General features: G+C 65.5%; 20 protein-coding genes, 3 tRNA genes and 1 pseudogene. 14 read left to right on the top strand and 10 right to left on the bottom strand.

Annotated elements, in window-relative coordinates; translation table 11 throughout:
- Positions 1-4 precede the first annotated feature (4 nt).
- On the top strand, positions 5-541 hold the full coding sequence (locus XH96_RS15870; RefSeq protein WP_194393297.1) for a hypothetical protein: 537 nt from the start codon (positions 5-7) through the stop codon (positions 539-541).
- A gap of 106 nt (positions 542-647) precedes the next feature.
- Here the strand turns inward: XH96_RS15870 and XH96_RS39850 are convergent.
- Positions 648-743 (bottom strand): annotated as a pseudogene (locus XH96_RS39850) (BamA/TamA family outer membrane protein); the annotation flags it as partial.
- Positions 744-1,468: 725 nt separating this feature from the next.
- Between XH96_RS39850 and XH96_RS15860 the strand changes: the two are divergent.
- The 6 genes from XH96_RS15860 (at position 1,469) to XH96_RS15835 (ending at position 8,989) form a co-directional block, all read left to right on the top strand.
- Positions 1,469-3,028 (top strand): efflux transporter outer membrane subunit, encoded by a 1,560-nt coding sequence (locus XH96_RS15860; protein WP_246790098.1) that lies wholly within the window; start codon positions 1,469-1,471, stop codon positions 3,026-3,028.
- Entirely contained in the window at positions 3,025-4,257 is a 1,233-nt protein-coding gene (locus XH96_RS15855) for an efflux RND transporter periplasmic adaptor subunit (protein ID WP_194393296.1), read from the top strand. Before XH96_RS15860 ends, XH96_RS15855 begins: the two co-directional genes overlap by 4 nt.
- Position 4,258: 1 nt before the next feature.
- Entirely contained in the window at positions 4,259-6,220 is a 1,962-nt protein-coding gene (locus XH96_RS15850; RefSeq protein ID WP_194393295.1) for a MacB family efflux pump subunit, read from the top strand.
- Between the two features lie 91 nt (positions 6,221-6,311).
- Positions 6,312-7,025, top strand: coding sequence for a response regulator (locus tag XH96_RS15845; protein ID WP_194393294.1), 714 nt, complete (start codon positions 6,312-6,314; stop codon positions 7,023-7,025).
- Positions 7,022-8,338, top strand: coding sequence for an ATP-binding protein (locus tag XH96_RS15840; RefSeq protein ID WP_194393293.1), 1,317 nt, complete (start codon positions 7,022-7,024; stop codon positions 8,336-8,338). Before XH96_RS15845 ends, XH96_RS15840 begins: the two co-directional genes overlap by 4 nt.
- Positions 8,339-8,521: 183 nt before the next feature.
- Entirely contained in the window at positions 8,522-8,989 is a 468-nt protein-coding gene (locus XH96_RS15835; RefSeq protein WP_246790097.1) for a hypothetical protein, read from the top strand.
- A 72-nt stretch (positions 8,990-9,061) separates the two neighbouring features.
- On the opposite strand, the gene XH96_RS15830 is transcribed toward XH96_RS15835, so the two are convergent.
- Together XH96_RS15830 and XH96_RS15825 are read right to left on the bottom strand one after the other, a co-directional pair.
- Positions 9,062-9,135, bottom strand: a tRNA-Gly gene (locus tag XH96_RS15830).
- Between the two features lie 574 nt (positions 9,136-9,709).
- Entirely contained in the window at positions 9,710-9,895 is a 186-nt protein-coding gene (locus tag XH96_RS15825; RefSeq protein ID WP_194393292.1) for a hypothetical protein, read from the bottom strand.
- Positions 9,896-10,089: 194 nt separating this feature from the next.
- Here XH96_RS15825 and XH96_RS15820 point away from each other — a divergent pair, with 194 nt between their 5' ends.
- Entirely contained in the window at positions 10,090-10,470 is a 381-nt protein-coding gene (locus tag XH96_RS15820; protein WP_194393291.1) for a YciI family protein, read from the top strand.
- Positions 10,471-10,599: 129 nt separating this feature from the next.
- On the opposite strand, the gene XH96_RS15815 is transcribed toward XH96_RS15820, so the two are convergent.
- Complete coding sequence (locus tag XH96_RS15815) at positions 10,600-11,190, bottom strand: TMEM175 family protein (RefSeq protein WP_194394148.1); 591 nt, start codon at positions 11,188-11,190, stop codon at positions 10,600-10,602.
- A gap of 123 nt (positions 11,191-11,313) precedes the next feature.
- On the opposite strand from XH96_RS15815, the gene XH96_RS15810 reads away from it, so the two are divergent.
- The gene (locus XH96_RS15810; RefSeq protein ID WP_194393290.1) at positions 11,314-13,371 is read left to right on the top strand and encodes an ATP-dependent helicase; all 2,058 of its coding nucleotides are present in this window, start codon (positions 11,314-11,316) and stop codon (positions 13,369-13,371) included.
- Here the strand turns inward: XH96_RS15810 and XH96_RS15805 are convergent, their stop codons facing one another.
- The 3 genes from XH96_RS15805 to XH96_RS15795 are packed head-to-tail and all read right to left on the bottom strand — an operon-like array spanning position 13,372 to position 16,490.
- Entirely contained in the window at positions 13,372-14,619 is a 1,248-nt protein-coding gene (locus tag XH96_RS15805; protein ID WP_194393289.1) for an amidohydrolase family protein, read from the bottom strand.
- 12 nt (positions 14,620-14,631) lie between these two features.
- Positions 14,632-15,135, bottom strand: a complete 504-nt coding sequence (locus XH96_RS15800; protein WP_194393288.1) for a GAF domain-containing protein — start codon at positions 15,133-15,135, stop codon at positions 14,632-14,634.
- Positions 15,132-16,490 (bottom strand): MFS transporter, encoded by a 1,359-nt coding sequence (locus tag XH96_RS15795; protein ID WP_194393287.1) that lies wholly within the window; start codon positions 16,488-16,490, stop codon positions 15,132-15,134. Before XH96_RS15795 ends, XH96_RS15800 begins: the two co-directional genes overlap by 4 nt.
- A 114-nt stretch (positions 16,491-16,604) precedes the next feature.
- On the opposite strand from XH96_RS15795, the gene XH96_RS15790 reads away from it, so the two are divergent.
- Entirely contained in the window at positions 16,605-17,528 is a 924-nt protein-coding gene (locus XH96_RS15790) for a LysR family transcriptional regulator (protein WP_194393286.1), read from the top strand.
- Between the two features lie 140 nt (positions 17,529-17,668).
- Positions 17,669-18,700 (top strand): LLM class flavin-dependent oxidoreductase, encoded by a 1,032-nt coding sequence (locus XH96_RS15785; RefSeq protein WP_194393285.1) that lies wholly within the window; start codon positions 17,669-17,671, stop codon positions 18,698-18,700.
- Between the two features lie 121 nt (positions 18,701-18,821).
- On the opposite strand, the gene XH96_RS15780 is transcribed toward XH96_RS15785, so the two are convergent.
- Positions 18,822-18,907 (bottom strand) — tRNA-Tyr (locus tag XH96_RS15780).
- A 206-nt stretch (positions 18,908-19,113) separates the two neighbouring features.
- On the opposite strand from XH96_RS15780, the gene rlmB reads away from it, so the two are divergent.
- A complete protein-coding gene (gene rlmB / locus XH96_RS15775) occupies positions 19,114-19,944 on the top strand; it encodes a 23S rRNA (guanosine(2251)-2'-O)-methyltransferase RlmB (protein ID WP_194393284.1) in 831 nt (276 codons plus the stop codon).
- Between the two features lie 63 nt (positions 19,945-20,007).
- Here rlmB and XH96_RS15770 read toward each other — a convergent pair whose 3' ends face one another.
- On the bottom strand, positions 20,008-20,520 hold the full coding sequence (locus XH96_RS15770; protein WP_194393283.1) for a hypothetical protein: 513 nt from the start codon (positions 20,518-20,520) through the stop codon (positions 20,008-20,010).
- A 44-nt stretch (positions 20,521-20,564) separates the two neighbouring features.
- A complete protein-coding gene (locus tag XH96_RS15765; RefSeq protein WP_194393282.1) occupies positions 20,565-21,050 on the bottom strand; it encodes a hypothetical protein in 486 nt (161 codons plus the stop codon).
- Positions 21,051-21,334: 284 nt separating this feature from the next.
- Between XH96_RS15765 and XH96_RS15760 the strand changes: the two genes are divergently transcribed.
- Both XH96_RS15760 and XH96_RS15755 read left to right on the top strand, forming a co-directional pair.
- Positions 21,335-21,808 (top strand): hypothetical protein, encoded by a 474-nt coding sequence (locus tag XH96_RS15760; protein ID WP_194393281.1) that lies wholly within the window; start codon positions 21,335-21,337, stop codon positions 21,806-21,808.
- 162 nt (positions 21,809-21,970) lie between these two features.
- Positions 21,971-22,045: transfer RNA gene (locus XH96_RS15755), tRNA-Thr, on the top strand.
- Positions 22,046-22,354 lie beyond the last annotated feature (309 nt).

The raw sequence follows: 22,354 nt of genomic DNA, 5'->3' as shown, positions 1-22,354 counted from the left end.
CACGATGCTCAAGACCATCATCCTGCTCACCGACACCGTGCAACAACAACGGCCGCTGGCCAATCTGCTCCGCGAACACAATCGCGATCTCACATTCTGCTCGGCGCTGCGCGCGTCCGACCTCGGCGCGATCGAAGCCGACATGCTGGGCGAGGCTCGGCTGGTGTCGTTTGCCGCCGACGTCGCCGTCCCGGAAAAATTCCTGCTCCGGCTCGGCTATGGTGCCTACAAATTCTACGTCGCGCCGACGCAATATCCGGGCCTGCCACCGGCGCCCGACGAGAGCGACGAGGATCCGCGCTGCTATTCCGTGATCGCGCAGTCGATGATGATCTGGCCGGACTTCAAGAAGGTGGTCGGCCTGGAGACCGTGACGATTCCTGACGGCACCGTTGCTGCCGAGCGCGAGCGGATGGTGTTCTCTCGCCTCGCGCACCTGTTCTGGCAGATGTCGGGCATGATCGCCGGCGGGGCCATCGATCTCCCTGGCGTTATCGAGTCCAGTGAAAACCGGTGTCCAGCGCCCGCGATGATGAACTAAGGGCGCCAGCGCGGTATGAGGCTGCGCGAGGAGCACCTGCCGGTGCTCCGGCGCCGCCGATCGCGATCATCCGGCGCCCGCACGGCAAGGCCACAGCGCCCAACGAGAACGAAGTGCCGCCCCTGAACCTGAACTCCTGAACCGTGTCGTATTTGCCTTTCGTCAGCGGCACGGCGTAGTCGAAGCGCAGCGGCCCGAACGGCGCCTGTCTGCTGGCGATCAAGGCGCCCGATCCGCAAGCCTTCCGTTGCGGCCGCAACTTCGCGGCCTGGATGGGACGGCTTATGCCGTGCTCTCTCGGGAGCCGAGTTCGTTCTGGCCTCCCTCGCCCTCGCGAAATTCACCGGCGCCGCGCCGATTGACGCGACTGCCGCATTCGCAAGGGCTTGACCGTAGCAACGACGGCCAGGACCACACGGTTTTGCCGTACGCGCGGCCCGCCATTTCGCCCGCAGTTTTCCCGGCCCTGTCCACGGAGCTGGAAACTTACAGGCGAGACGAAGCCTGACAGCGCCGCTCGTCGGCACGCAGCTTCGGGCTCACGGAGAGCAATCCCCCCTGCCCTTCACCTCTCGTGCCCGACGCTGCCGCGTCCACCGCAAGCCCGGCTCGCGACAATGACGACCACACGATCGCCCCTCAAGAATGAGCCGGGATGGGCGACACATACGACAAATCCGAATTTCGGTAAAGCGGCATATTTTCACAAGGAGGGCTTGACGCAGCGGCAAAACAGGGTCGATGTCTGGCTTGGCAGGCACCGTGCGGCGGGCCCGAGATGCCCCGCAACATCTGTTTACATCCAGCAATATTCCGGCTGCCGAAAGGCCACGATCGCCCGGCTAGTGGACCCTGTTCGTCGTACCTTTCCGAAGGCCATGAGCACCGCACGTCCCGCGGCAAGGGCCATGGATCTCAGCCGATTTGATGCCGTCACACCTGTTCGTCGCAGTTCTCACGCCATCCGCAGAGGAGAACCATCACCCGACGCCGTCCTTACTGCGCGCCGCCCTGTCGCGCGCCGGATCGGCCTGCGTCGCGCTGATGCTGGGTGCCACATTGGTTGGCTGCGCCGTCGGGCCGGACTATGCCGGGCCGCCCGGGCTGGACATGCCGTCGCACTGGAGCGCGCGACCCACGTCCCGGCGACAAGCCGGCACGCTGGATCGCTGGTGGCAGCGGCTGCGCGACCCCCTGCTCAACCGGCTGATCGAACAGGCGGTCGATGCCAACCCCGATGTCGCCAAGGCCAAGGCGGTCGTGCGCGAGGCGCGCGCAACGGTGCAACAGACCGGCGCCGGTCTGTTTCCCTCCGTCAGCGGCTCGGCCTCGGTGACCAACAACAAGACCAGCGCGGGCTCCGCCTCGGCCGTCGTCGACACAGCACCCTACACGCTGCACCAGGCGAGCTTCGATTCGAGCTGGGAGCTCGACCTGTTCGGCGGCACGCAACGGAGCATCGAGGCAGCGGTGCGTGGGCAGCAATCGGCAGAGGAGGATCTGCGCGACAGCCTCGTCACGCTGATCGGCGACGTTGCCGCCTATTACGTTGAGGCGCGCGGCTACCAGGCGCGGATCGCGCTGGCGCAGCGAACATCGGTCTCGCAGCGCGACACCGAAAAGCTCACCCGCAGCAAATACGAGGCCGGCAGCGGCAACGCCGTCGATCTCGCCAAGGCGACCGCACAAGCGGCGAGCACGGAGGCGAACGTTCCGACCTATCAGGCGGCGCTTGCGGCCGACATTCACCGGCTCGGCATCCTGCTCGGACGACCGCCCGACGGCGTCGCTTCGCTGATGGCTCGGTCCGCGCCCGTGCCTGCACCGCGCATGCCGCTGCCCACGGGCCTGCCCGCCGATCTCCTCATGAGCCGCCCCGACGTCGCCAGCGCCGAGCGCAAGCTCGCCCAGGCCACCGCCAAGATCGGCGCGGCCGAGGCCGACCGCTATCCTGCGGTGTCGCTGACCGGCTCGGTCGGCACCTCCGCGCTGCGCGCCGGCGACCTCGCAAAATATTCCAACGTGAGCTGGTCGGTGGGCCCCTCGGTCACGGTGCCGGTGTTCGACGCGGGCAAGCGCCTGGCGACCGTCAAGATCGCCGAGGCGCAACGCGACCAGGCGTTCGCGACGTTCCATTCGACCCTGCTCACCGCCCTTGAAGACGTCGAGAACGCGCTGGTGTCGATTTCGCAGGAGCGCGTCCGCGGGGTCAAGCTGGCCGAGGCAGCAAAGAACTATCGGGAGGCCGCCCGGCTGTCGCGATCGCTGTTCGAGACCGGCAGCGCCAGCTTCATCGACGTGCTGGACGCCGAACGCTCGCTCTATTCGGCTGAAGATTCACTGATCCAGAGCAAGGTGTCCGCGGCCAAGGACTACATTTCCCTGGCGAAGGCGCTCGGTGGCGGCTGGTCCGATCCGGTTGACACATCGACGCCGATCATCGTGGACACCAATACAGGACCACACTTCCGGGAGACGGTGAAGTGACTGACATCATCACCGCCAAGCGCGTGAAGATTGCCGCCGCGGTGGTTGCCGTCGTGGCAACCGGGGTGGTGGCCGCCATGCGTTTTCCGGCGACGTCGAGCAAGGCACAGTCCTACATCACTGCACCGGTCACCGTCAGCGATCTGCGCGAGGAGGTGCTCGCCAGCGGCACGCTCAAGCCGGCACGCCTGACTGCCGTCGGCGCGCAGGTGTCGGGCCGGATCACTGCCCTCAATGTCCGCGTCGGCGACACGGTCAGGGCCGGCGACGTTATCGCCCAGATCGACCCTGTCACCAAGCAGAACGATCTGCGCAATTCGGAGGCTTCGCTCAAGAACTACCGCGCGCAAAAACTCGAGAAGGAGGCCGCGCTGGTGCTGGCGGAAGCCAATCTCGCACGACAGCAGGCGACACTGGCGCAGCGCGCCACCTCGCGCAGCGATTTCGACAGCGCGGATTCGACGGTGCGGCAGACCCGCGCCCAGATTGCCGCGCTCGAAGCTCTGATCGTGGGAGCCGAAGCCAGCGTCGAGACGGCGCGGGTAAACCTCGATTACACCAGGATCACCGCGCCCATCGACGGCACGGTGCTCGCCACCGTGGTGCAGGAGGGACAGACGGTCAACGCGGTACAGTCCGCTCCGACCATCGTCGTGCTCGGCCAGCTTGAGACCATGACGGTGCGGGCGGAGATCTCCGAGGCCGACATCGTCAAGGTCAAGCCGGGACAGGCGCTCTATTTCACCATCCTCGGCGACCAGGACCATCGCTACGAGGCCAGGCTGGAGCAGATCGAGCCGGCGCCCGAATCGATCAAGAGCGACGCCAGCTTCTCCTCGACCACCACCTCGAGTTCGAGCACGAGTTCGAGTTCGTCGAGCTCCACCAGCACCGCCATCTACTACATCGGCGTCTTCAACGTCCCCAACAAGGATCTTTCGCTGCGGACCTACATGACCGCCGAGGTGCACATCATCACCGGCGAGGCCAAGCGCGTGAAAGTCATCCCCGCGCTCGCGCTGATGCGGAAATCCGACGGCCGCAGCACCGTCCGCACCCTCGATGCGTCGGGTGACGTGCGCGAGCGCGAGGTCAAGACCGGCCTCAATGACCGCACCACGGTTGAGATCAGGTCCGGCCTCGACGAGGGCGACCGGGTCGTCACCGGAGAAGCCAGCGAGCAGACCGCATCGCGCAGCATGTCCGGCGGCCCGCCGGGAGGTCCCTGAGATGGCCGATCCGATCATCGCCCTCGAGAACGTCAGGCGGGAGTTTGCGGCCGGTGACACGCGCGTGGTTGCGCTCGACGATTTGTCGCTGCGCATCCAGCCTGGCGAGATGGTGGCGATCATCGGCTCGTCCGGATCCGGCAAATCGACGCTGCTCAACATTCTTGGCTGCCTCGATCGCCCGACCTCGGGCACATATCGTGTCGCCGGCAAGAACGCCTCCGAACTCGACGCAGACGAGCTGGCGGCGCTGCGGCGCGAGCATTTCGGCTTCATCTTCCAGCGCTATCATTTGCTCGGCGACCTCTCCGCCGCCGAGAACGTCGAGATCCCGGCGATCTATGCCGGGATGAAGGCGCGGGAGCGCCGCACGCGCGCAGAGCAGCTGCTCGCAAGGCTCGGCGTGGCCGACCGGCGCGGCCACCGCCCGAACCAGCTGTCGGGCGGCCAGCAGCAGCGCGTCTCGATCGCACGGGCGCTGATCAACGGCGCCGAAGTCATCCTCGCGGACGAGCCGACCGGCGCGCTCGACCGGCACAGCGGCGAGGAGGTCCTGAAGATCCTGAAGGAACTGCACGGCGAGGGACGGACGATCATCATCGTCACACACGATGCCGGCGTCGCCGCGCGGGCCGAGCGCATCATCGAACTGCGCGACGGCGGGATCGTTTCCGATCGCCGCACCGAGACCGCAGGCGCATCGGCGCCGCCTGTCGCGGCGGCCCGGGCCCCATGGGATAGCGGCGCCGGCTGGCCCGGCGCGCTGCGGCGCCTGCGGGAAGCCACGCGGATGGCGCTGGTGGCGATGGCCGCGCACCGGCTGCGCGCCTTCCTGACCATGCTCGGAATCATCATCGGCATCGCAGCAGTGTCCTCCGTTGTTGCGCTCGGCAACGCCTCACAGCGCAAAGTGCTGTCGGACATCTCGAGTCTCGGCACCAACACGATCGAGGTGTTTCCGGGCAAGGATTTTGGCGACGCGCGCGCCGGCAAGATCAAGACTCTCGTGCTGGACGATGCCCGCGCACTCGGACGGCAGGAATTCATTGCCGGTGTCACCCCGACAGTGTCGACCAGCACGACGGTGCGCTATCGTGGCAGCGAGTCCAACGTGCTCGTGAACGGCGTCGGCGAGAGCTATTTCCAGGTCAAGGGCGCCAAGCTGGCGACAGGCCGCCTGTTCGACTCCGACGCGGTGCGCAACATCGAGCGGCAAGCCGTCATCGACGACAACACCCGCAAGACCTTCTTCGCCGACGACCAGACCTCGGGGATCGGTCGCGTCATCTGGCTCGGCAAGGTGCCCTGTCGCATCGTCGGCGTCATCGCCCAGCAGCAGGGCGGCTTCGGCTCGAACCAGAACCTCTCGGTCTATCTTCCCTACACCACCGTGCAGGCGCAGTTCACGGGCGACCGCTCGCTTCGCAGCATCCTGCTCCGGATCAGCGACGAGATCTCGACCACGCTGGCCCAGGATGCGGTCACCACGCTCTTGACGAAGCGGCACAATACCAGGGATTTCGTCATCCTCAATACCGACGATATCCGCCGCACCATCACCAGCACGACGCAGACCCTGGCGTTCCTCGTGGCGGCGATCGCGGTGATCTCGCTGGTCGTCGGCGGCATCGGCGTGATGAACATCATGCTGGTGTCCGTCTCCGAACGGATCAACGAGATCGGCGTGCGCATGGCGGTCGGCGCCAGACGCAGCGACATCCTCCAGCAATTCCTGGTGGAGGCGACCCTGATCTCGTCCATCGGCGGCATCGCCGGTATCCTCGTCGCGATCCTGCTCGGGACGCTGGTCAACATGGCGATGCCCGGATTCCAGGTTAGCTATTCGCTGTTCTCGATCGGCGCGGCATTCCTGACCTCGACCGGGATCGGGGTGGCCTTCGGTTTCTTCCCCGCCCGCCGCGCCGCCTTCCTGGATCCCGTGGTGGCGTTGAGCCGTGACTGACCGTAGGATTGCAGACATGACCGTAGTTCTTCGGACGAGACAATCGTCCGCAAATCGATCAACGATCGGAAACCCCGGTGCGATCTCAAACATGACCAACGGCCCCCAGAACATCCTGATCGTCGAGGATGACCGACAGACCCGCGACCTCATCGCGCGCTATCTGCGCGAGCATTCGTTCGAGGTTCACCTGGTCACGAACGGCAGGGAGATGGACCGGCATCTGTCGCAGAACCGGGTGGACCTGATCGTGCTCGACCTGATGCTGCCGGGCGAGGACGGTCTGAGCCTCTGCCGCCGCGTGCGCATGGAATCTATGACGCCGATCATCATCCTCACCGCGAAGGGCGAGGATCTCGACCGGATCCTCGGTCTCGAGATGGGGGCTGACGACTATCTGCCGAAGCCGTTCAACCCGCGCGAGCTTCTCGCCAGGATCAACGCTGTGCTGCGCCGCCAGGCGAGCGGCCGTGCCGCCGGCGGCGCGGCGACACGCCTGAAATTCCTGGGCTGGATCATCGATCTTCGTTTGCGGGAGTTGCGCGACCCCGAGGGCGCGCAGGTGCCGCTGACCAGCGCCGAGTTCGATCTGCTGCAGGCGTTCTGCGAACGGGCCGGACGCATCCTCACCCGCGACAATCTCCTGAGCGTGACGCGCGGCCGGCCCGGCGGCAGCTTCGGCCGCAGCATCGACGTCCTGGTCAGCCGGTTGCGCCGCAAGCTCGACCGCACCCAGGACACGTCCGTGATCAAGACCGTGCGCACCGGCGGCTACATCTTCACGCCGGTGGTGGAGGAAGCATGAGGCGCGCCGCCGACATCGTCGCGCTGTTCAGCTTCAGGCGTATCAGCGGCCAGATCGCGGCCTTGGTTCTGGGATCACTGATCCTGATCCATTTGCTGATTGCCGGCTACTTTCTGCTCAACCGGCCGAACGTTCTGACGGACAGCCCCTTGAAGCAGTTCGAGCTGGTTGCGAGGATCATCGTCAATACGCCGCAGGGAGAGCGAGATGTCGTTCTCGAAAACGCCAGCCGGACCTTTCCGGCGCTGAAGCTGCAGTTGAGAAAGGATGTTTCCGCCTCCACCGCTCCGTTGCCGGAGCGGACGCGCATAGCTACCCCCTCGACTATCGAAGGCCCGGTCGATCTCATCCGCGGTTCCACACCGGAAGACAATCGCCTCTGGTTCTATCTGGCAAACGGCGACGTGCTCGAGGCGACGATCGGGACATTCAAGATGCCTGACTTCGTGAGCGGCCTCTGGACGAGCACACTCCTGTTCCTGGTGGCAAGCGTGACGCTGCTCGGCATCTGGGCCGGCCGCGCGCTCAGTTCGCCCCTGTCGGCCTTCGCGCGCGCGGCGGAGGACTTCAGCTTGAATCGCTCGTCCGAGCCGTTGCCTGAAAACGGCCCGGAGGAAATCCGATCCGCGGCGAGAGCACTCAACCGGATGCGCGAACGCGTTACCGCACTGATGAACGATAGAACTCGAATGCTGGCCGCCATCAGCCACGACCTGCGCACCCCGATCACGCGCCTGCGGCTACGCTCGGAATACATCGAGGATCCAGCACAGCGCACCCAGACCGTACGCGACCTCGATCAGATGCAGTCGATGCTGGAGTCGGTGCTCTCGCTGCTGCGCAGTGAAAGCGCTGCCAGACCGACACTGGTCGACGTTGCCGCGCTGCTCCAGATGGTTTGCGACCAGTTCTCCGATAGCGGCTACGCGGTGCACTATCTTGGTCCGGACAGAGCCGCGTTCATCGTCCGGCCGGACGAGATCATCCGCGCGGTCACAAACCTGGTCGAAAACGCCACGCGCTTCGGAACCGAAGTCGGCGTCGAGCTCCTGATCTCCGGCAACCAGATCGTCATCGACGTCGTCGACGACGGCCCTGGAATACCCGATGAGAGGAAGGCGGCGATGCTGGAACCCTTCGTGCGAGGAGAGGAAGCCCGCACCATGGACGAAACGGCGGGATTTGGCCTCGGCCTCTCGATCACGCAGGCGATCGTGACCGCGCATGGCGGAAGGCTGCTGCTGCTCGACAACGAACCGAGGGGGCTTCGCGTCCGCCTGCTGCTTTCCGATGCAGACCGTAACAACGCCTGAAGCTGCCGATCCGGCGTTGTTCTGGAAGCAAGGGCGCGGTGATATTCCCTGCTGCTCTGGCCCGGACCCAGCCTGCGTGATCCGGCGTCGTCCTCAAATCCGGTGGAATCGATTATCCACATGCCACTCAGTTTCAAAGCGATCTGACGGCGACTCACGGAGAGCCGCGAGCGGGTTACGGTATTGAAGGCGCGACTACCGATACCGGCAATCCGTGTCATCAACTACAAGACGAGCACGGGCTCGTGGGAGCCGCTCTTCGATAAGAAGGGCAAGCCGTTCTATCCCCTGCTAATCGCCGAGCTCGACGCCATGAAAGCCTTGCGGCCGACGGGCGGCCTCATGCTGCACCGAGATGGCAGTCGTCTACCCTGGAGCGGAAAGAGCGAGATGCCGACTCAAGCCGAACGCATTTCGAAGAAGATCATTCTGGAGGCGGGTTTGCGTCCTAAGCGGACTTTCACGACGTTTGGCCGGCATGGCGGGACCACCGAGGCGAGCACGTCCGACCTCACAGAAACGCAGCTGATGAAGAAGGGTCAATGGTCATCGACAAAAGCGATGGCGCACTACCTTCAACACGATGATGAGGCCAAGCAGGACGCACAGATCAAGCGCATCAAGCGGCGCAAGCAGGCGGCCAGAAAGTGAACATTTGTCGGAATGGATTCCGCCGTCTTGTCGGAATAAGAATTATGCAGTCCGATAAGTGTTTGAAAAGATTGGAGCGGGTGAAGGGAATCGAACCCTCGTATTCAGCTTGGAAGGCTGCTGCTCTACCATTGAGCTACACCCGCGTCGGCCGATCCCCTAACACGGCCGGGCGGCGGCCTCAACTGCCGAGGAGGTTGCTTTCTCGGCCCTCACAGGCTTCGCGGACCGCCCCGGTTCCTCCGGACCTGCCGCCCTTAACAGCGGCAGCAAGGCAGCCTATATTGATGTTTCCCGAAACCAACGAAAGGAGGTGATCCAGTGTCTTATCTCAAGCGCTGTCACCTCGCTGGGATCGCCCGCTGAGCTTTGACTAAAGGCTTGGCATCGGGGCGCTCTCAGCCCTGGACCAGCGAGCAAGAAATCGGGCGCGACGGGGCCTCCCCGCCGCGCCTTTTCCTTGCGGTTTCTTTCAAACCGGAAGCCGGTCAGCCGGCGCGAAGCCGCTCGCGCGGCGCGACGCGGCGATCAGCATGCCGGGGCACCGGGCTCGCGACTTGCACGGTGCGGCTCGCCGCCAAGCAGCACCGTGAAGAGGCTCGTCAGAAGGCACGGGACGGACCGCCTTGCCCGTCCGGCTTATGATTGCGAGCAGGAACGGCATCGCCGCGATCGACAATTGCAGGACGTTCATATGAACGACCGGCTCGCCGAAAGGCTTCAGAAGCCGCAGATGTTGAGCGCGCGCGGCCGTTTGCCGCGCCGGCTTTCCACGATCCGCTCGCCGCCGTTCTCGGCCGAACTGCCGTAATAGCGGTGATGACCGGCATGGTCGTGCAGATCGGCCGGCTCCGATTGTCCCGCCCGCCGCGCGTCGCAGATGATCCTGATGGTATGACCCGACATTGCCGCCTCCAGCAAAAGCCTGTTGTTTATGGTCCATCAGTCGCGACCCGCTCCGGCGGCGTTCACGTGGCAGGCTCGCAATCGGGTTTCAGAACCGTTTCGCCGCTCGCCGGGCACGCAATATTCGTCTCGGGATTGTCGGGACGGGCTGCCGTGCTACGTCCTTGGGACCTGTGCAAAAAAAAGAGGTGAAGATGCTCTACGCGATCCTGGCCTACCACGTGGAAGACGAGATCTTGTCCTGGACGCCGGAGCAGGACGCCGCAGTCGTGGCCAAAGTCATCGAGGTTCAGGCGCCCCTCCGGGCAAGTGGACAGTTTGGACCGGCCGCCCGCCTGGATGAGACCCGAAAGGCCCGCACGTTGCGCGGCCCCGGCGCGGGAATGGTGCTGGACGGGCCGTTTGCCGAGACCAAGGAACAGCTTCTGGGCTTCCATTTGATGCAATGCGCCACCGAGGAGGAGGCGATCGAAGCGGCGCGGAAGCTGCGCGCGGTCAATCCGACGGCGGTCTACGAAATCCGGCCGGTCAAGCTTTATGTGCCGGCCGATGGGTTCGGGGCGACGGAGGGGTGAGCTGAAGCATGGTCCGGAGAAGCGCGCAGCGGTTTTCCCTCGCGACAAATGCGGAACGCGTTTGCGCGGAGATCATGCTGAAATACCAACCTAACGCGCGACGGCGATTCATCCTGATCGCATCGCGCGTCAGGCGTCCGGCCCGGTCCGGGCGTTGTAGAAGCGCTGGATCACGATTCCGCCGAAGGCGATGAACCACAAGAAGGGCGCGACGTGCGGCGCGAACGCCGCAACGATCGTGCCCGGGATGAACACCAGCAGCGGAAACAGCGCGGCCATGATTTCCTGGCGCCAGCCGCCCAGGATCGTCCACCACAGCCAGGCGTTGAGGCCCGCGATCGCGGTCAAATGCAAGCCGTAGAGCACGGCGACGGCGCTGCTCATGCCGTAATTGGTGTAGAGGCCGTTGGTGACCGGCAGCAGCACGATCGAGAGCAGAAAGAACAGGTTGAGGATCACGTCGCCGCGGCTGCCGACCGGCTGGCGCGCCAGCCGCCGGTGATGGCTGATCCAGAACACGCCGGCGATGATGAAGCTGAGCGCAAAACCTATCAGCTTGCCCGAATAGACCCGGGCAAGATCGTTCCAGTCCGGCGCGCTGGTGAACACGGCGGCCTTGGGCAGATCATAGGCGAGAAGCGTCATGCCGACACCGAAAATGGTGTTGCTGAGCGATTCCAGCCGTCGCATCTCGAACTGGTCGGGCTTGAGCTCGGTCATGTCGGGCATGGGGTGCACTGGAACTGGGGGCCGTATTCCCCTAAATCCTAAACTCGTCCCCGTCCAGCTGCATTGCGATTCGCGCCGGGATCGCCGACTCTCATCCTTTCACCGGGGCGATTCGTGGCGACATATCTGGACACGCTCAATGAGGAGCAGCGCCGCGCCGTCGAGCATGGCGTGGCCGGGCGCTCGACCGTGGGCGCTCCCCTGCTCGTCATCGCCGGCGCGGGTTCCGGCAAGACCAACACGCTGGCCCACCGCGTCGCGCATCTGATCGTCGCAGGCAGCGATCCCCGCCGCATCCTGCTGATGACGTTTTCGCGCCGTGCGGCGGCGGAAATGGCCGGCCGCGTCGAGCGCATCTCCCGAAAGGTGCTCGGCGAGAACAACGCCGCGATCATGCGCGATGCGCTCACCTGGGCCGGCACCTTCCACGGCATCGGCGCGCGGCTCCTGCGCGAATATGCCGAGCGGATCGGCCTCGATCCCGCCTTCACCATCCACGACCGCGAGGATTCCGCCGACCTGATGAACCTGGTGCGGCACGAGCGCGGACTGTCGAAGACCGCGAGCCGCTTTCCCGCCAAGGGCACCTGCCTGTCGATTTACTCCCGCTGCGTCAACGCCGAGATGGAGATCGAGAAGGTGCTGGGGGTGCACTATCCCTGGTGCAGCGGCTGGGCGGCCGAGCTGAAGGGCCTGTTCGCCGCTTACGTCGAGGCCAAGCAGGCCCAGCACGTGCTCGATTACGACGACCTATTGCTCTACTGGTCGCAGATGATGAGCGATGCGCTGATCGCGGAAGAGATCGGCGGTCGCTTCGATCACGTGCTGGTCGACGAGTACCAGGACACCAACCGTCTGCAATCCTCGATCCTGCTGGCGCTCAAGCCCGACGGGCGCGGCCTCACCGTGGTCGGCGACGACGCGCAGTCGATCTACTCGTTCCGTGCCGCCACCGTGCGCAACATCCTGGAGTTTCCGCAGAGCTTTTCGCCGCGCGCGGAGATGATCACGCTCGACCGCAATTATCGCTCGACGCAAGCGGTGCTGGCGGCGGCGAACGGCGTCATCGGCCTCGCTCGCGAGCGCTTCACAAAAAATCTCTGGACCGACCGCACCTCCGGGCAGAAGCCGCAGCTCGTCACCGTGCACGACGAAGCCGACCAGGCGCGCTACATCGTCGAGGCGGTGCTGGCAAACCGCGAGCAAGGTGCGCTGCTCAAGCACCAGGCGGTGCTGTTCCGCACGTCCTCGCATTCGGGTCCGCTGGAGATCGAGCTCACGCGTCGCAACATCCCCTTCGTCAAGTTCGGCGGGCTGAAATTCCTCGACGCCGCGCACGTCAAGGACGTGCTGGCGCTGTTGCGCTTCGCCGAAAATCCGCGCGACCGCGTCGCCGGCTTTCGCATCCTGCATCTATTGCCGGGCATCGGCCCCGCGACCGCGCAGCGCGTGCTCGAGGAGATGGCGGAGAGCACCGATCCGCTTGCCGTGCTCGGCCGGCTCCCGGTGCCGGCGCGCACCGGCGAGGACTGGACCGACTTCGTCCGCACGGTCGAAAATCTGCGCTATTCGGAATGGCCGGTCGACCTCGAGCGCGTGCGGCTTTGGTACGAGCCGCATCTCGATCGCATCCACGAGGATTCCGAGACGCGCCGCGCCGACCTGATGCAGCTGGAGCAGATCGCGAGCGGCTATGCCAGCCGCGAGAAATTCCTGACCGAGCTCACGCTCGATCCGCCGGATGCGACCAGCGACAAATCCGGACCGCCCCTGCGCGACGAAGACTACCTGATCCTCTCCACCATCCACTCCGCCAAGGGCCAGGAGTGGAAATCGGTGTTCGTGCTCAACGTCGTCGACGGCTGCATGCCGTCCGATCTCGGCGCCGGCACCAGCGCCGAGATCGAGGAAGAGCGTCGCCTGCTCTACGTCGCGATGACCCGCGCCAAGGACGATCTGCACCTCGTCGTTCCCCAGCGCTTCTTCACCCACGGCCAGGCCGCCAAGGGCGATCGCCACGTCTACGCCTCGCGCACCCGCTTCATCCCGGAGCAGCTGGTCCATCTGTTCGAGCGCACCGCCTGGCCGAAGGCCGCCGCAGGTGCGGCCCGCACCGCGGCGCAGGGGCCAAAGATCGACATCGGCGCGCGGATGCGGGGGATGTGGCGGTAATTACGCGTTCAGCCGGTCGAACTGAACCTTGCCCGCCTTCATCACCAGCGGAATGTGCTCGCCCTGCCCGAGCAGGCAGGCGACATCGCGCAGCGGGTTGCCGTCAACCACCAAGAGGTCCGCGATGGCGTCCGGTGCGATGCGGCCGAGCTTGCCCTCCATGCCGAGCACCTCGGCGCCGATCACTGTCGCGCTGGCGATGACCGCGCGCGGGCCGAGGATTTCGGCGCGGATGCGGAATTCGTCGCTCTGGAGGCGCTGCGACGGCCCGAGCAGATCGCTGCCGAACCCCATCTTCACGCCGGCGTCGCGATAGATCGCAAGCGAGCGCAGGCCGGCGTCGCGGACATCGGCGATCTTGGCGACGCTCTCCGGCGGCAGGCCATATTGGGCCCCCTCGTTGGCGAGCGCCTCGTAGGTGACGAGCGTCGGCACCACATAGGCGCCCTTCTCGGCCATCAGCCGCGCGGTCGGAGCATCGACCAGATTGCCGTGTTCGATGGTGCGCACGCCGCAGCGAATGGCGCGTTCGATCGCGGCCGCGGTGTAGGCGTGGGCGAGCACATAGGTCTGGCGGCCGCGCGCTTCCTCGACGATGGCGCGGATCTCGTCCTCGGAGTAGCCGAAGGCGCCCACCGGATCTGTCGGAGAGGCAACGCCGCCGGAGGCCATGATCTTGATCTGGTCGGCGCCCATCTGGAGCTCTTCGCGCGCCGCCTTCCTCACACCGTCGACGCCGTCGGCAACGCGCGCCAGCGCGCCGACACGCACGCAGCACGGGCATGGCGCGTCGCTCGCCAGATAATCAGAGCGCGCTCGCATGTCGCCGTGGCCACCGGTCTGGCTGAGCGCGCGGCCGGAGACGAACAGCCGCGGGCCGTCGGTCAGGCCGGTCTCGATCGCCTGTTTCAGCGCGTGACCGGCGCCGCCGGCATCGCGGACGGTGGTGAAGCCGCGCCGAAGCATGCCGCGCAAGAGCAGCGTCGAGCGCAGCGTCACCAGCACGTTCGGCATGTGCACCTGCTGCGCCAGATTGAGCTCGACGGCGATGGCATGCACATGCAGATCGATCAGGCCGGGCATCAGCGTCTTGCCCTTGAGATCGATGGTGCGATCGGCGGTGGCCTGGAGCGGCCGGTCCGAGACCTCCTTGATCAGGCCGTCTTCGACCAGCACGTGATGGCCTGCCAGCAAGTCCGGCTGGAGCGGATCGAGCAAAGCGGCGTTCTCGAAGAGGATGCTGGGCATCGCGGCGTCCTGTCAGAAGTGGGCCGGCGCAAGCAGCGCCGGCAAGGTGAGCTGGGCAAAGGGAAGACATGCGGCGACGTCGTCCTCGCCGTACCAGCCCGCCTCGTGAAGCAGATTGAGCGAGCCGAGCGTACGCCCGCTCCAGCGCACGGGCATGTTGAGCACGCTCTCGCAGCCGAGCGAGGCGATCAGCTCGTGGTCGTTGAACACCTTGCGCAGATCATCCTGCGTGCGGCCGATATAGGCCTCGCCACGGTCGAGCACGGCCTCGGTCCACGAGCCCGGCGCGAGGCGCTTGCGTCCGCCGACCGGATATGGGCCGGGAAGGTTGGAATAGACCCGCGCGGCTTCTCCGGTGTCGCCGTCATAGGTCAGGATCGTGAACAGCTTGTGCCCGATCGCCGACTTCACGGCCTGGTCGAGCGCCGCAAACAGCGCGTCCGGCTGATCCGCCCTGCCCTGCGCCGCCGCAACGGCGCAAAGCAACGGATCAGCTGCAACTTTCGTGCGCGTCATGCCACTTCACCCGCCGCGATCTCTTCCAGCGAGCGGCCGCGGGTCGGCACGCCCATCAGCACGACGGTCACTGCCCCGAGCAGCAGCACGGTGGTGGTGACGCCGAACACGCCGGCAAAGCCGAAATTGGGATAGAGATAGCCGACCAGGATCGGCGAGACGATCGCGCCGATGCGGCCGATTGCGGAAGCGAGCCCGGCGCCCGTGGTCCTGACCGGCGTCGGGAACACTTCGGCGGTATAGGCGTAGACGCCCGCATAGGTACCGTTCATGAACAGGGACAGGAAGATTCCCGCCGCCATGATCTGCTGGTCGCTCTGCGCGAAGGCGAGCCCGAGCGCGCTGGCGCCGCCGAGCACCATGTAGGTCGCGATCGTCGCCTGCCGGCCGATGCGCTCGTTGAAATATGCGGCGCTGAAATAGCCGGGAATCTGCGCGCAATAGATCGCGATCGAATAGGCGAAGCTCTTGGTGATGCTCATGCCGTTCTGGACCAGCAGGCCGGGAATCCAGACGAAGAAAGAATAATAGCTGAAGGTGATCGCCAGCCACATGATCCAGGTCATGATCGTGATGCGCGCCTGTCGCCCCGCCAGCAGCGCGGCAAAATTGGCGAGCAGCGTTCCGGTGGCTCCGGCCGGCGCTGAGGCTTCGACGACCGGCTGCGGCAGGACATGGCCTGCGCGCGCAAAACCTGCCTCGATCCTGTCGAGGACGGCTTCGGCTTCCTTTTCCCGTCCCCGGCTTTCGAGCCAGCGCGGCGATTCCGGCAGCGCCCGGCGCCACCACAACAGCATGACGACCGGCACCGCCGTGATGACCAGCACGATGCGCCAGCCATTGTCATAGGCGGGGACGATGAAGTAGCCGAGCAAGGCCGCGGCGACGAAGCCGAAGGAGAAGAAACCGGCCAACGCGCCGGTGAAGCTGCCGCGGTAGCGGCGCGCCACGAACTCCGCGAGATAAGGCGCGATGATCGCGCTCTCCGCGCCGGTGCCCATGCCGGCGACGACGCGGGCGGCGAAGAAGGACGGCCATGTATCGACCATCGCACTCACGATGGACGCCGCGCAATAGAGTGCCAGCGCCGACATCATCACCGCGCGGCGGCCGATCAGGTCGCCCAGCGTGCCGGCGAACAGGGCTCCGAACAGGAACCCGATATAGGTGCTGCTGCCGAGCACACCGATCTGGACGCTGGTCAGATTCCAGGCCGTGCGCAACACCGGCAGGATGAAGGCCAGCACTGCCGCGTCCATCGCATCGAACATGTAGCCAAGCCCGCCCATCAGCAGCAGATGCTTGTGGAAGCGTGCGAACGGAAGGCGCTCGATGCGCGCCGATATCATCGACATGAAAGTCCCCTCAGTCTGGCGGCCCGGCGCTCCGCGTGTCCCTAAGGGGAACCATAGACAAAGTGACATTATCGTCATAATTTATAATTATGATCTAATATATCACCATGGTGAATGTTCGTGTCGTTCCGCGCGCTCGACCTCAATCTGCTGAAAGTCTTCGAGGCGCTGATGACCGAAGGCAGCGTCACGCGCGCCGCAAGCGCGCTGACGATGACTCAGCCGGCGGTCAGCAATGCACTTGCACGGCTGCGCGACGCGCTCGGCGATCCCCTGTTCGTCAGATCCGGCACGGGCATCCGTCCGACCCAGCGCGCCGTGGTGCTCTGGGAGCCGATCGGCGAGGCGCTGGAGAGCGTGCGCGGCGCACTCGACGAGCAGGTATTCAATCCCGCCCGCGCGCAGACCGAGTTCAGCCTGTCGATGTCGGACTACGTCTCCTCGCTGGTGATGCCGAACCTTCTCAGCCATCTCGGCAGGGTCGCGCCCAAGGCGCGAATCCACAGCGTCCCCAACACCATCCTGGAGATCGCCGACCAGCTCGAGGAAAACAGGGTCGATTGCGTGCTCAGCGTCTATGTCAATGAAGCGCAGCAGCCGGCCGCCATTCGCTCGCGCTCGCTATGGACCGTCGATTACGCCTGCTTCATGCGGCGCGGTCATCCGCTCGCGGCCCAGAAGCGGCTGAGCACCCGGACATTCCTGAACGCGGGCCATGTCGATGTCAGCCTTGCGGGCAAGACCATGCCGTCCTACGACCTCTTCCTCGCCTCGCGCGGGCTGTCCCGCAATCTGGTCGCGACCGTCAATCATTACAGCGCCGCCTATGAGGTCGTGCGACAGTCCGACCTGATCGCCGTGCTGCCGAGCGACCTGCGCTCGCAATCGAAGCATGCGCCGCTTCTGCATGCGATGCCGCTTCCCCTCAAAGCGCCGCCGCGCATCGTCAGCCTGTTCTGGCACCAGCGCAACGACACCGTGCCGGCGCAGCGCTGGCTGCGCGAAACCCTGGTTGGGATGTTCTCCAGATCCGATTAAGGCTAACAGTTCGATGCAGAACCGGAAACGATGCCTTTCCCGGAGCGACATCGCCGAAGCGGCCTCAGCGCCCTACCTGGAAGCAAACTATTTCCTTCCACATGACCGGGGCCGCTCGCGCGCCCACAGAGACCCGATCAATGACCGCACCGCTTGAATTCGGACTGGATACCTTTGGCGACGTCACGAGAGATGCGTCCGGCGCCATGCTCCCGCATGCTCAGGTGATCCGCAACGTCGTCGACGAAGCCGTGCTGGCCGACGAGCTCGGGCTCGATTTCATCGGGCTCGGCGAGCATCACCGCGCCGACTTCGCGATCTCCTCGCCCGAGACCGTGCTCGCCGCGATCGCATCGCGCGCCAAACGCATCCATCTGGGCTCTGCCGTGACGGTGCTCTCCTCGGACGATCCCATTCGCGTATTCCAGCGCTTTGCCACGCTGGATGCGCTCTCGAACGGGCGCGCCGAGGTGATCCTCGGCCGCGGTTCGTTCACGGAATCCTTTCCGCTGTTCGGCTTCGACCTGCGCAAATATGAAGAGCTGTTCGAGGAGAAGCTCGATTTGTTCGCCGCGCTGTTGCCGCAGCAGGCGGTGAGCTGGGAAGGCAAGCTGCGTCCGCCGCTGCGGGATCAGCTGGTCTATCCGCCAGTCGAGAACGGCACGCTCAAGACCTGGATCGGCGTCGGCGGCAGCCCGCAATCGGTGGTCCGCGCCGCGCATTACGACCTGCCCTTGATGCTCGCGATCATCGGCGGCGATCCTGCGCGCTTTGCGCCTTACGTCGATCTCTATCACCGCGCGTTCAAGGAGTTCGGCCGCCCGTCCAAGCCGATCGGCGTGCATTCGCCGGGCTACGTCGCCGAGACCGATGCGCAGGCGCGCGAGGAGCTGTGGCCCGACTACAAGGCCATGCGCGACCGCATCGGCAAGGAGCGCGGCTGGCCGCCGATGGGGCGCGACGAGTTCGTGAGCGAGGCCGAGCATGGTTCGCTCTATGTCGGCTCGCCGGAAACGGTGGCGCGGAAGATCGCGAAGACCGCGAAGGCGCTCGGGATCTCGCGGTTTCAGCTGAAGTACTCGGCAGGACCTTTGCCGCACGAGAAGCTGATGCGGAGCATCGAGCTTTATGGGCGGAAGGTGGTGCCGATGGTGCGGGAGATGATGGGGTAGCGCATGTGCAGAGCCAGTCCGCCTACGCCCTGCGGGCTACGGCGCGACAGCCTTCGCTCACTTCGCGCCACGAGCACTTTTGCCGGCTTGCCGAGCCGAAGCTCGCGAAGCGAGCGAAGGCTGGTGGGGGAGGCAGGACTCGAACCTGCGAAGCCATGAGGCGGCTGATTTACAGTCAGCTCCCTTTGCCACTCGGGACACTCCCCCGCTCGACGGCAGCACAATCGGGCCGGACCTTGCCGGCGACCGAAGTCGGCCATGGAACGTGAAGGCCGCGACAACCCGGATCGGGGCGCGACCGGGCGCGTTTATGGGCGATGCGGTGGGGCAAAGTCAACCGAGGCGGACAGCTAAAATCGCCCTCGCAGCCACCGAAATTGCCATATTCCGGAACCCATGACAGAAGCGAGCCCATGAAGGATCGAAAATTCGGCCCCAAGGGGGCTCGCGGCGGGGCTAAGCCCTTCAACCGGCCCGGAAAAACGGCCGGCCGCTCGGCGTGGCGCGACCGTGATTCGCAAGGCGACGGACCCGTCATCCTCTATGGCTGGCACACCGTCACCATGGCGCTGGCCAACCCCCACCGCCGGATCCGCAAGCTGACGTTGACCGAGAACGCCGCAAGGCGCCTTGCGGAGGAGAACATCGAGACCCGCGTGGCGCCGGAGATCGTGCGGCCCCAGGAGATCGACCGGCTGCTGTCGCCCGACGCCGTGCACCAGGGCCTCCTGGCCGAGGCCGATCCCCTGCCCTCGCCGGATATCGAGACCCTGACGCAGGAAGGCATGGTGCTGGTGCTCGACCAGATCACCGACCCCCACAATGTCGGCGCCATCCTGCGCTCGGCCGCGGCGTTCGCGGTGAAGGCGATCGTGACCACCGCGCGGCACAGTCCGGAAGCGACCGGCGTGCTGGCCAAGGCCGCCTCCGGCGCGCTCGAGCTGGTCCCGATGGTCACGGTGCAGAACCTCGCCCGCGCGCTCACCGCGCTGAACGAGCGCGGCTTCCAGACCGTCGGCCTCGACAGCGAAGGCAGCGAGGATATCAGCGATGTCGCGCTGCGCGAGCCGCTTGCACTCGTGCTCGGCGCCGAAGGCAAGGGCCTCAGGCAATTGACCCGCGAGACCTGCAGCGTCGTGGCGCGGCTCGACATGCCCGGCGAGATCAAGAGCCTCAACGTCTCGAACGCCGCCGTGCTCGCGCTCTATGTGGGCGCGAGCCGGCTCGGCCTGATGCAGCGCTAGCACAACAAAACGCCCGCCCGCATCGCGCGGACGGGCGTCTCGTTGGCTTTAGCCGATCAGAGATCAGTGATAGCGGCGCATCGCGCGGTGGCCACCATAGTAGTGCGGCGCGTGGCGATGAGCGTAGCCATAGCGCGGACCGTGGCCGTAGTGCACGCGCGGCAGATAGCCGTAGCGGGGGCCGTAGCCATAGCGATACGGACGGTAGTACGGGCGGCGATAGGGGTAAGCGGCCGGCGGCGCGACCGCAGCGGCACGATAGCCGTAGCCATAGCCGTAATTGGCGGGCGCAACGACCGCGTCCTCACGGTAGGTCGGATACGGCGCGAACGCGCCCGGACCGGTATAGGTCGGGCCCTGGTTCACATAGTAATACTGCGTGGTCGGCTCGACGAGACGCTCATAGGCGCCGTAGCCGTAGCCGTAGCCATACCCATAGCCGCCGCAGCCGGTGTTGCAGCCGGAATAGACCGGCGCAACCGGCGCGCACGTGGTGAAGCCGCAGGCGGCGGCGGGCGCGGCGGCGGCGAACGTCACGGCTGCTGCCACGACCAGTCCCGAAATCATCTGACGCATTACTCTCTCCTGTTGATTTCCGTTTTTTTGGATTGTCACGTTTCTCAACCCGGCCGCCTGCCGGGTAGCTCTGTACGCGGCCGCGGCCGAGGGGGCCGAGGACGTTCGTTGATCTCGGGTGCGTAGATCACCGGCGGCGGATCGACCGGCGGGTCCATCTGCACCGGCAGCGGCGCGGACGAGGCGCCCCAGCTCTCGTGGTAGCTCTCGGCGGGCTTGGGTAATTTGCGGTTGGCAGGCGGCTCGACCTCGAGCCGGCCGTAGCCCGGCCGCAGGCCCAGCGTCGGATAATAGTGGCCGACATGGTCGGGTTGACGCTCGGCGATATAGCGTCCGCCATAGATCGTGGGCTGCACCTGCTGGTTCTTGCCGAGGCCCCAGGTGCCTTCGACCACGGCATAGGAGGCGTCGATGTTGTTGATGATGATCGGCACCCCGGGGCGGCCGGGAACGACGATATCGAAGCCCTCGCCGGCAAACGCCGTCGCAGGCAGTCCGATCAGAAAGGCGGCGAGCGCCACGGCGCGCATGAGGAGACCCCGATTATCCGGCGACAACCTAACCGATCGCCACGCAGAGAGGGTTAAGGCCTGCTCACCAATTTCCGGTAAGCCTAATGTGTAAGGGTTGCGCGCCGCTCAAATGCTGCAAAGCGAGCTAGCGAAGCGTTAACGGCGCAGGGGCTCCGCCGCCGGAACAACGTCGCCGTGCTCACATCCGTTTGACTGTCCGCTCGCGAAAATCCCACGGTTGCATCGGAACGTCCTGCGCCGTCGGCGTTTAGCCCCCGTCAACAAGATGGGAGCGAACAGCCATGAACATCAAGCTTCTCGGGGCGACGGCGATTGCAGCGACCATGCTGGCAGGCTCCGCCATGGCGCAAGCGGTCGTCACCAATCCTGGCCGCTGCGCGGCGCAATTCCCCAACGCCAACTGCCAGAACCTCGGCCCGGGAAACCCGTACACCGATAGCGGCTATCGTCATCGCCGCGCGTCCTATCGTCAGACCAATAGCGACTGGAATAACGACTGGAACAGGAGCCGCACCGGCTTCTGGCCGACCGACGTCGCCGCGGGCGTTGCCGGCGCCGCGATCGGCACCGCTGGCGCGATCGCCACCGCCCCATTCCGCGCCTGGGACAATTCCTACGCCTATGACAATTCGTGGGACCGCGGCTGGAACAATCGTGGATGGGACACCCGCACCTACGCCCAGCGCAACGGCTTCGTCTGCACGCCCGGGACCTGGTTCAAGGGCGAAGACGGCCGCCGGCACATCTGCCAGTAGGCCAACGAGCGCGAGCGCGATGGATCAGGCGGCCTTCGGGCCGCCTGTTTCGTGCCTGCATCAATCATCGCGGGTTCTGGCACTTTCCGACCAAGTCTGATATTGCGACGCCCGGGCGGACAACCGGCGCATATGCCGTGCCCCGCTCTGCTTTCAAGCGTCGCCGGCTTAGCTCAGCGGTAGAGCAGCGGTTTTGTAAACCGAAGGTCGGGGGTTCAATCCCCTCAGCCGGCACCATGCATTTAGCGAGACCGCGTCGTGGCCTGACGCAAGAACCAAATCGTCGGTTCGGCGTTATCCAGAGCCGTCTCGCGGAGGTCTCGCGATGGACCCGAATGATCGAGCAGCCTTAGCCCTATCCGCTGTCGCCTTGGCCATCGCCATTGTGGTTGCATCGACAGTCACGTTAGAGCGCGTCAATACCCGTACCGCCAGCAACGACGCACCTCCCGGAACGGTAGGACTGGCCAGGCCTCACCCGCCGCTGGACCGTGCTCCCGGTGAACCGATACAGACGACAGGAACGCCGTCTAACGCAAGGCCGCG

Origin of the sequence: Bradyrhizobium sp. CCBAU 51765 (genome assembly GCF_015291725.1) — a bacterium.
GTDB lineage: Bacteria > Pseudomonadota > Alphaproteobacteria > Rhizobiales > Xanthobacteraceae > Bradyrhizobium > Bradyrhizobium liaoningense.
The sequence above is the reverse complement of the archived record's forward strand: the minus strand, read 5'-3'. Positions and strand labels throughout refer to the sequence as shown.

Excerpts from the sequence above, each read along its gene's own strand:
- XH96_RS15845 (WP_194393294.1), top strand. The coding sequence starts at position 6,312 with ATGACCAACGGCCCCCAGAACATCCTGATCGTCGAGGATGACCGACAG.
- XH96_RS15805 (WP_194393289.1), bottom strand. The coding sequence starts at position 14,619 with ATGCCCAGCATCCTCTTCGAGAACGCCGCTTTGCTCGATCCGCTCCAG.
- XH96_RS15765 (WP_194393282.1), bottom strand. The coding sequence starts at position 21,050 with ATGCGCGCCGTGGCGCTCGCCGCCTTTCTGATCGGACTGCCTGCGACG.
- XH96_RS15760 (WP_194393281.1), top strand. The coding sequence starts at position 21,335 with ATGAACATCAAGCTTCTCGGGGCGACGGCGATTGCAGCGACCATGCTG.
- XH96_RS15820 (WP_194393291.1), top strand. The coding sequence starts at position 10,090 with ATGCTCTACGCGATCCTGGCCTACCACGTGGAAGACGAGATCTTGTCC.
- XH96_RS15825 (WP_194393292.1), bottom strand. The coding sequence starts at position 9,895 with ATGTCGGGTCATACCATCAGGATCATCTGCGACGCGCGGCGGGCGGGA.
- XH96_RS15860 (WP_246790098.1), top strand. The coding sequence starts at position 1,469 with ATGCCGTCACACCTGTTCGTCGCAGTTCTCACGCCATCCGCAGAGGAG.
- XH96_RS15795 (WP_194393287.1), bottom strand. The coding sequence starts at position 16,490 with ATGTCGATGATATCGGCGCGCATCGAGCGCCTTCCGTTCGCACGCTTC.
- XH96_RS15815 (WP_194394148.1), bottom strand. The coding sequence starts at position 11,190 with ATGACCGAGCTCAAGCCCGACCAGTTCGAGATGCGACGGCTGGAATCG.
- XH96_RS15850 (WP_194393295.1), top strand. The coding sequence starts at position 4,259 with ATGGCCGATCCGATCATCGCCCTCGAGAACGTCAGGCGGGAGTTTGCG.
- XH96_RS15840 (WP_194393293.1), top strand. The coding sequence starts at position 7,022 with ATGAGGCGCGCCGCCGACATCGTCGCGCTGTTCAGCTTCAGGCGTATC.
- XH96_RS15790 (WP_194393286.1), top strand. The coding sequence starts at position 16,605 with ATGTTCGTGTCGTTCCGCGCGCTCGACCTCAATCTGCTGAAAGTCTTC.
- rlmB (WP_194393284.1), top strand. The coding sequence starts at position 19,114 with ATGAAGGATCGAAAATTCGGCCCCAAGGGGGCTCGCGGCGGGGCTAAG.
- XH96_RS15785 (WP_194393285.1), top strand. The coding sequence starts at position 17,669 with ATGACCGCACCGCTTGAATTCGGACTGGATACCTTTGGCGACGTCACG.
- XH96_RS15870 (WP_194393297.1), top strand. The coding sequence starts at position 5 with ATGCTCAAGACCATCATCCTGCTCACCGACACCGTGCAACAACAACGG.
- XH96_RS15800 (WP_194393288.1), bottom strand. The coding sequence starts at position 15,135 with ATGACGCGCACGAAAGTTGCAGCTGATCCGTTGCTTTGCGCCGTTGCG.
- XH96_RS15770 (WP_194393283.1), bottom strand. The coding sequence starts at position 20,520 with ATGCGTCAGATGATTTCGGGACTGGTCGTGGCAGCAGCCGTGACGTTC.